We start from the raw sequence: 6,920 nt of genomic DNA on the forward strand, positions 1-6,920 counted from the left end.
CATGTTCTTGATCCTGATCGCCATCGGCTGGCTCTATGTGGCCCTGCTCATGGCCGTGGCCGAGGCCACCAGCCCCATCGGCACCGCGCTGGGTGCGATCATCACCTTTCTGCTGTATGGCGTGGGGCCGGTGGCCCTGCTGCTCTACATCCTGGGCACTCCGGCGCGCAAAAAGATGCGCCAACAGCGTGAGGCCGAGGAAGTGGCGGCGCTCTCCGTTCGGGCTGAGCTTGTCGAAGCCGGCTCCGACTCCGGTCTCCACACTCCTTCGACTGGCTCAGGAAGAACGGGTCTGGGCTCAGCCCAGCCAGATGCAGGCAGCCAGGCGGCCGCTGACGCGGTCGCGCCGGTGCGAAAAGAACCGTGATGGATTCGTGACAGTGCACCAGGAGGGGGAGCCGTCGTTGCCATAAACCTGGCGGATGCCCAGGGCAGTCAGGCGCAATCTGGCCAGGGCCGGCAGGTCGGCCAGCCACTTGCCGGCTACGGCCGCCGGATGAAAGCAGTTGGCGGCTAGCGGGCTCCAGACCTCGAACGCCGATCTGACTTCGTCCCCCACTTCAAACGCTTGCGGGCCGATACAGGGGCCCAGCCAGACCATGAGCTCGCGCGCGTTGACCTGCAAGGCGGTGTACAGGGTTTCGATCACCCCCATCCCGCCCTCGCCCGCCAGGCCACGCCAGCCGGCGTGGGCGGCGGCCACGACACTGCCGCGGGCATCGGTGAGCAGCAGGGGCAGACAGTCGGCCACCATGATGGTGCAGGCCAGGCCGCGCGCGCGCGTGAGGCAGGCATCGGCCCGGGTGCCCTGGGGCGTGTGCGCATCCAGCGTCACCACACCACGGCCGTGCACCTGCTGCAGGAAAACCGGCCGCGTGCCCAGGGCCTGGGCCAGCACGGCGCGGTTGCTGCCCACGGCCAGCGCGTCGTCGCCGACGTGGTCACCGAGGTTCAGGCTGTCATAGGGCGGCAGGGAGCGGCCGCCGGCACGCGTGGTGCAGACCGCACGCACCCCTGGCGCTGCGGGCCATCTGGGAACGAGCCAGTCGGGATGCACTGCGCTGCGCCTCAGGGCTCGTTGTCGGGGCAGCTGGAGGGCTGCGCCTGCTGGAAGGCCGGCAGCTGCATGCAGGCCTTGAAGGCGGCCATGGTCAGCGGCAGGCCGTCCAGATTCACCTCGAAACGCTGGCCGTTGAAGATCTGCGGCACCAGGCAGCAGTCGGCCAGGGTGGGCGTGTCGCCCCAGCAGCAGGCCGAGGGCGGCAGGCCGGCCTGCTGGCGCATCGCGGCCAGGGTGGCCAGCTGGCGCTCGAAGCTCTCCAGCCCCTCACGCACCCAGTGGCGGTACCAGGTGTTCTTGGCTTCTTCGCTGACCTTGAGCTCGCGCACCAGGTACTTGAGCACGCGCAGGTTGTTGAGGGGATGGATCTCGCAGGCGATGGACTGGGCCAGGGCGCGCACCCTGGCGCGGCCGGCCGCGTCGGCGGGCAGCAGCGGCGGCTGGGGATGGGTTTCGTCCAGGTATTCGATGATGGCCATGGACTGCGAGAAGCGCTCGCCCTCGTCTTCGAGCAGCGGCACCAGGCGGTCAGGCGAGACCTCGGCATAGCCCGGCAGCTTGTGGTCACCCCGCGCCAGGTGCACGGGAATGTAGTCGTAGGGCAGGCCCTTGAGCGCCAGCGCGATGCGCACGCGGAAGGAGGCCGAGGAGCGGAAGTAATTGTGCAGCTTCATGCCGTTGAGGATAAACCGGAAACGGGACCTGAGAGACAATGCGACCCTACCGAACCGGAGGAACCACCCCATGATTCTCGAGATTGCCGACATCCGCATCCACGCCGACCAGCAGACCGCCTTTGACGAAGCCATCCAGCGCGGGCTGGCCACCGTCATCAGCAAGGCCCGGGGCTACCGCGGCTTCAAGGTGAACAAGGGCGTCGAGCACCCGGACCGCTATGTGCTGATGATCTTCTGGGACACGCTGGAGGACCACACCGTGCATTTCCGCCAGTCGCCGGCCTTTGCCGACTGGCGCGCCATCGTCGGCCCCTTCTTCGCCTCGCCGCCGCAGGTGGAGCATTTCACGCTGCTGGCGAAATCGGACTGAAACCCCGGCCGCAACAGGCGCAGATCTACTCAACCCTGTTGATCGTGGCCGGCCACGAGCTTGGTCAGCAGACGCATGATCTGCTCGCGTTCGGTGGCGTTGAGCGGCCCCAGGATCCGGGTCTGCACCCGCGCCACGGCGCGTTTCATCTGCTGCACGGTCGCCTCGCCTTCGGGCGTGATCCAGAGCAGCTTGCGGCGGCGGTCGTTCTGGTCGGCCTCGCGCCGCACCCAGCCCTTGGCCTCCAGACGACCGATGACCGAACCCGAGGTGGCGGGATCGAAAGCCACACGTGCGGCCAGCGTGACCTGATCCGCCCCCGGGGTGTCCATGAGCGCATTGAGCAGGGCGAACTGCACGGGCGTGACGTCGTAGCTGGCCGTCTCTTCCATGAAGGCGGCCACCGAAACCTGGTGGGCCCGGCGAATCAGGTGGCCCGGGGCGTGGGGAAAGTCGTAACTCTTGCTCATTGGGTTCGTCATCCTGGTCGGCAAGTGTATTCGGCTGGCGTGGCGCGCCCACCTCCCCCCGGGTAAACCCCGGCGGCACCCCGGCCAACTGGTATGTATGCTTATTAAACAGAAGTTTCCTGGGAGCCCCCTGATGGCCAGCCCTGTCCTCAAGCCAATCCGACTCCGGCGCCATGCGCGCCCGGCATTACCATCGGCAGTCATCGCAAGGAACAGGCCATGAACGCCCCCCACCCTTCTGCCACCGCCCGCCAGTCGCTCTACCGCGACATGTCGCCGCTGAACCTGACCCCACTGTGGGAGGTGCTGCACGCACTCGTGCCGCCGCAGCCCCAGTCCCCCTGTGTGCCAGCCCTCTGGACATACGAGGAGCTGCGGCCCTGTCTGAAACGTGCCGGGGAGCTCATCACGGCCGAAGAAGCCGTGCGCCGCGTGCTGATCCTGGAAAACCCGGCGCTTCGCGGCCAGTCGGCCATCACACAGTCGCTTTACGCCGGCCTGCAGCTGATCCTGCCGGGTGAGGTGGCACCGAGTCATCGCCACACACAAAGCGCGCTGCGCTTCATCGTCGAGGGCAGCGGCGCCTACACCGCCGTGGACGGCGAGCGCACCACCATGCACCCGGGCGACTTCATCATCACGCCGAGCTGGACCTGGCACGACCATGGCAACGAGGTGGACGAGCCCGTGGTCTGGCTCGACGGGCTGGACATTCCCATGGTCCGTTTCTTCGACGCGGGTTTTGCCGAGAACGGCGCCGCCAGATCACAGGCCGTGTCGCGCCCCGAAGGCGCCAGCTTCGCGCGTTACGGCCACAACATGGCGCCCGTGCGCGGGGACGCGCCCTTCGGCGCCGCCTCGCCGATCTTCAGCTATCCCTACGAGCGCAGCCGCGAAGCCCTGCACCAGCTCGAGCGCAGCGCCCCGCTGGACGCCTGGGACGGCTGGAAGCTGCGCTACATCAATCCGCTCACCGGCGGCACGCCCATGCCGACGATCCAGCCCTTCCTGCAGCGCCTGCCCGTGGGCTTCGAGGGCCAGCCGTCGCGCCAGACCGACGGCGCGGTCTACAGCGTGGTCGAGGGTGCGGGCACTGCGTACATCACCAGCCCGCAGGGGACAGTACGATTCGATTTCCAAGCCCGCGACCATTTTGTCGTGCCTTCCTGGCAGATGCTGCGCCTGCAGTCCGACGCCGGTTGCGTGCTCTTCAGTTTCACAGACCGCCCGGTGCAGCAGGCCCTGGGCATCCACAAGGAAGAAAGGCTCGCATGAGTTTTGTCATCGCCGCACCGGCCCCCGTCTCCGTGCCCGTGGTCGGCAGCAAGGATCGTTTCCCCGTCAACCGCATCTACTGCGTCGGCCGCAACTACGTGGCCCACGCGCAGGAGATGGGCTTCACCGGCCGCGAGCCGCCCTTCTTTTTCATCAAGCCGGCCGACACCTGCCTGGTCATCGAACCCGGCCAGACCGGCGCCCTGCACTACCCCAGCCTGACCAAGGACTTCCACCACGAGATGGAACTGGTGGCCTGCATCGGCATCGGTGGCAAGAACATCAAGGCCGCCGACGCCAGGAAGCACATCTGGGGTTATGCCGCAGGCCTGGACATGACCCGCCGCGACCTGCAGGGCGAACAGAAGAAGCTGGGCCGCCCCTGGTGCATCGGCAAGACCTTCGACGAAGCCTGCCCCATCGGCGCCATCACACCCGCAGCCCAGGCCGGCGACGTGGAGAAAGCCGATATCTGGTTGCAGGTCAACGGCAAGGACCGCCAGCGCAGCGACGTCGCCAAACTGATCTGGAATATCGGCGAAATCATCGAGCACCTGAGCACCGCCTGGGAGCTCAAGCCCGGCGACCTGATCTACACCGGCACGCCCGAGGGCGTGGCGGCCGTGCTGCCGGGGGATGTGGTGGAAGGCGGCGTGGCAGGGTTGACACCTATCGCGCTGAAGGTGGTCTGAGAGCGTTGCGCCCCTACAATCCCGGCCCATGACTTACAAACTATTGGGCAAGCTGGCCGGGTTTTGCGCCATCCTGGCCGGTCTCTTGTTGACCGTCATCACCCTGATGACCTGCCTGAGCGTGCTGGGGCGCAACACCACCGGCGACACGCTGGTCGGTGATTTCGAACTCACAGGGGTGGCCGCCGGGGCGGCCATCGCCCTCTTCCTGCCCTGGTGCCAGCTGCGTCGCGGCAACATCATCGTGGACTTCTTCACCTCGGGCGCCAGCCCGCGCACCACGGCCGTACTGGACCGCATCGGTGCGTTGGTGCTCGGCCTGTGCATGGCCCTGCTGGCTTGGCGCACCGCGCTGGGCGGCCTGAGCGCCTGGCGCACGCAGTCCGCCACCATGATGCTGGGCTTCCCCGAGTGGATGGTCTACACGTTGATGGTCCCGCCCCTGATCCTCACGGCCCTCATCGGCCTGTGCCAGGGTCTGACGGGGTTCGAGCAGGAGGCACAGGCATGAGCCCCTTGACCATGAGCCTGCTGATCTTCGGCATCATGCTGCTGCTGATGGCTGTTCGCATCCCGATCGCGATCGCCATGTTCGTGGCCGGCGCAATCGGCTACGTGTCCCAGGCCGGCTGGTTGCCGCTGGCCAACTTCCTCAATACCGAGGCCTTCGCGCGCTTCGCCAGCTACGACCTCTCGGTGATTCCGCTCTTCATCCTGATGGGCCACTTCGCCACCCAGGGCGGCATCTCCAAGGCCCTGTTCGGTTTTGCCAGCGCCGTGATGTCGCGTTTCAAGGGTGGGCTGGCCATGGCCGCCGTGATGGCCAGTGCGGCCTTCGGCGCCATCTGCGGCTCCTCGGTCGCCACGGCTGCCACCATCACCTCGGTGGCCCTGCCCGAGATGAAGCGCCACGGCTATTCGGGCCGCCTGTCCACCGGCACGCTGGCCGCCGGCGGCACGCTGGGCATCCTGATCCCGCCCTCGGTGCCGCTGGTGATCTATGCCATCCTGACCGAGCAGAACATCGCCAAGCTCTTTGCCGCGGCGATGATCCCGGGCATCATCGCCATGGTCGGCTACATCATCGCCATCGCGATCTATGTGCGCCTCGTCCCCGGCCAGGCGCCGGACAACGACGTCGTAACCGACAAGCTCACACGGCAATCGCTCAAGGGCATCCTGCCCATAGCATTGATCTTCCTCATCGTCTTCGGCGGCATCTATGGCGGCATCTTCACCCCCACCGAGGGGGCGGCCGTCGGGGCCGCAGCCACCTTCATCGCCGCGCTGGTCCTGCGCGAGCTGACGCTCGCCAAGCTCAAGCACTGCTTCTATGCCACGGCAGAAAGCTCGGCCATGATCTTCATGATCTTCGTCGGCGCCGACCTGATGAACTCGGCCCTCACCCTGACCCAGGTACCGACACAACTCGCCAGCCTGGTCAGCGGCTGGGGCCTGCCGCCGCTCATGGTGGTCAGCGCCATCCTGCTGCTCTACGTCGTGCTGGGTGCGGTGATGGACGAGCTGTCCATGATCCTGCTGACCATCCCCATCTTTTTCCCCATGATCATGGGCCTGGACTTCGGCATGCCCCAGGAGTCGGTGGCCATCTGGTTCGGCATCATGGTGTTGATGACGGTGGGCTTCGGCCTGCTGGCGCCGCCCGTGGGCCTGAACGTCTACGTCGTCAATGGCATGGCCAAGGACGTGCCCATCGCCGAAAGTTACCGTGGTGTCATGCCCTTTCTGGCCAGCGACGTGTTGCGCACCCTGCTGCTGCTTTTCTTCCCGACCATCTCGCTGTGGCTGGTGAGGTACGTGAGCTAGTTAGTCCGCCGCGCGTGCAGGCGCCTGCTGCATCTGCTGCATGGATTCGCCGACCTTCTGCTGCACCTGCTCCATGGTCTTCCTGCCCTGCTCGATCTCCAGCTTCTTGGCCGCCCCCACGGTGGCGGCCGTGGTCGCCGTTTCTGCGCCGCAGCCCATCAACATAAAAGCTGTCAGGGCGATGATGCCTGCTCTGTACATGGTCGTTTCTCCTGCATGATGCGGACGACTAAAAAACGTATTTTGTCCCCTGCGCAGCCTGGAAGGAACCGTTTTTTATGCGATAATTCGGGTCTGGGTTCTTAGCTCAGTTGGTAGAGCAGCGGACTCTTAATCCGTAGGTCGAGTGTTCGAGTCACTCAGGACCCACCAGATCAAAAGGGATCTGACCGTAAGGTCAGATCCCTTTTTCTTTGCGCCATTGTATAGACCGGGGACATGGGTAACGGGTGTGCCAGGACATGGGTAACGCTTTCAAGGGTTGCAAGCCCTTGGAGGAAGCCCATGGTCTGGATGGAGAAGAGCACCGTGTCCCTGCGTCAAGAATTC

Annotated in this window: 10 protein-coding genes and 1 tRNA gene; 7 read left to right on the top strand and 4 right to left on the bottom strand. The window is 65.9% G+C overall.

All coding sequences use genetic code 11. From position 1 onward, the window contains the following. Position 1 precedes the first annotated feature (1 nt). Positions 2 to 367, top strand: a complete 366-nt coding sequence (locus tag ACYVH8_RS16150; RefSeq protein WP_460489833.1) for a hypothetical protein — start codon at positions 2 to 4, stop codon at positions 365 to 367. On the opposite strand, the gene pgeF is transcribed toward ACYVH8_RS16150, so the two are convergent. Further along, entirely contained in the window at positions 299 to 1,057 is a 759-nt protein-coding gene (pgeF, locus tag ACYVH8_RS16155; RefSeq protein ID WP_460489834.1) for a peptidoglycan editing factor PgeF, read from the bottom strand. The genes ACYVH8_RS16150 and pgeF overlap by 69 nt on opposite strands. Positions 1,058 to 1,068: 11 nt before the next feature. Next, positions 1,069 to 1,734 carry a maleylacetoacetate isomerase gene (maiA, locus tag ACYVH8_RS16160; RefSeq protein ID WP_460489835.1) on the bottom strand — a complete coding sequence of 222 codons (666 nt, stop codon included), beginning with the start codon at positions 1,732 to 1,734 and terminating at the stop codon, positions 1,069 to 1,071. 70 nt (positions 1,735 to 1,804) lie between these two features. On the opposite strand from maiA, the gene ACYVH8_RS16165 reads away from it, so the two are divergent. Next, positions 1,805 to 2,107: an antibiotic biosynthesis monooxygenase family protein gene (locus ACYVH8_RS16165; protein ID WP_460489836.1), complete on the top strand. Its 303-nt coding sequence runs from the start codon at positions 1,805 to 1,807 to the stop codon at positions 2,105 to 2,107. Between the two features lie 29 nt (positions 2,108 to 2,136). Here ACYVH8_RS16165 and ACYVH8_RS16170 read toward each other — a convergent pair whose 3' ends face one another. After that, entirely contained in the window at positions 2,137 to 2,577 is a 441-nt protein-coding gene (locus ACYVH8_RS16170; RefSeq protein ID WP_460489837.1) for a MarR family winged helix-turn-helix transcriptional regulator, read from the bottom strand. 219 nt (positions 2,578 to 2,796) lie between these two features. Here ACYVH8_RS16170 and gtdA point away from each other — a divergent pair, with 219 nt between their 5' ends. Genes gtdA through ACYVH8_RS16190 form a run of 4 tightly spaced genes read left to right on the top strand, consistent with a single transcriptional unit; the run spans position 2,797 to position 6,371 of the window. Continuing rightward, positions 2,797 to 3,852 carry a gentisate 1,2-dioxygenase gene (gene gtdA / locus ACYVH8_RS16175; protein WP_460489838.1) on the top strand — a complete coding sequence of 352 codons (1,056 nt, stop codon included), beginning with the start codon at positions 2,797 to 2,799 and terminating at the stop codon, positions 3,850 to 3,852. Further along, on the top strand, positions 3,849 to 4,544 hold the full coding sequence (locus ACYVH8_RS16180; protein ID WP_460489839.1) for a fumarylacetoacetate hydrolase family protein: 696 nt from the start codon (positions 3,849 to 3,851) through the stop codon (positions 4,542 to 4,544). The genes gtdA and ACYVH8_RS16180 overlap by 4 nt, the downstream gene beginning before the upstream one ends. Before the next feature lie 28 nt (positions 4,545 to 4,572). Next, positions 4,573 to 5,055: a TRAP transporter small permease gene (locus tag ACYVH8_RS16185; RefSeq protein WP_460489840.1), complete on the top strand. Its 483-nt coding sequence runs from the start codon at positions 4,573 to 4,575 to the stop codon at positions 5,053 to 5,055. After that, positions 5,052 to 6,371 carry a TRAP transporter large permease gene (locus tag ACYVH8_RS16190; RefSeq protein ID WP_460489841.1) on the top strand — a complete coding sequence of 440 codons (1,320 nt, stop codon included), beginning with the start codon at positions 5,052 to 5,054 and terminating at the stop codon, positions 6,369 to 6,371. Before ACYVH8_RS16185 ends, ACYVH8_RS16190 begins: the two co-directional genes overlap by 4 nt. Here the strand turns inward: ACYVH8_RS16190 and ACYVH8_RS16195 are convergent, their stop codons facing one another. Further along, on the bottom strand, positions 6,372 to 6,572 hold the full coding sequence (locus ACYVH8_RS16195; protein WP_460489842.1) for a hypothetical protein: 201 nt from the start codon (positions 6,570 to 6,572) through the stop codon (positions 6,372 to 6,374). A 95-nt stretch (positions 6,573 to 6,667) separates the two neighbouring features. Between ACYVH8_RS16195 and ACYVH8_RS16200 the strand changes: the two genes are divergently transcribed. Next, positions 6,668 to 6,743: transfer RNA gene (locus tag ACYVH8_RS16200), tRNA-Lys, on the top strand. Positions 6,744 to 6,920 lie beyond the last annotated feature (177 nt).

It is taken from the genome of Curvibacter fontanus (assembly GCF_054780335.1).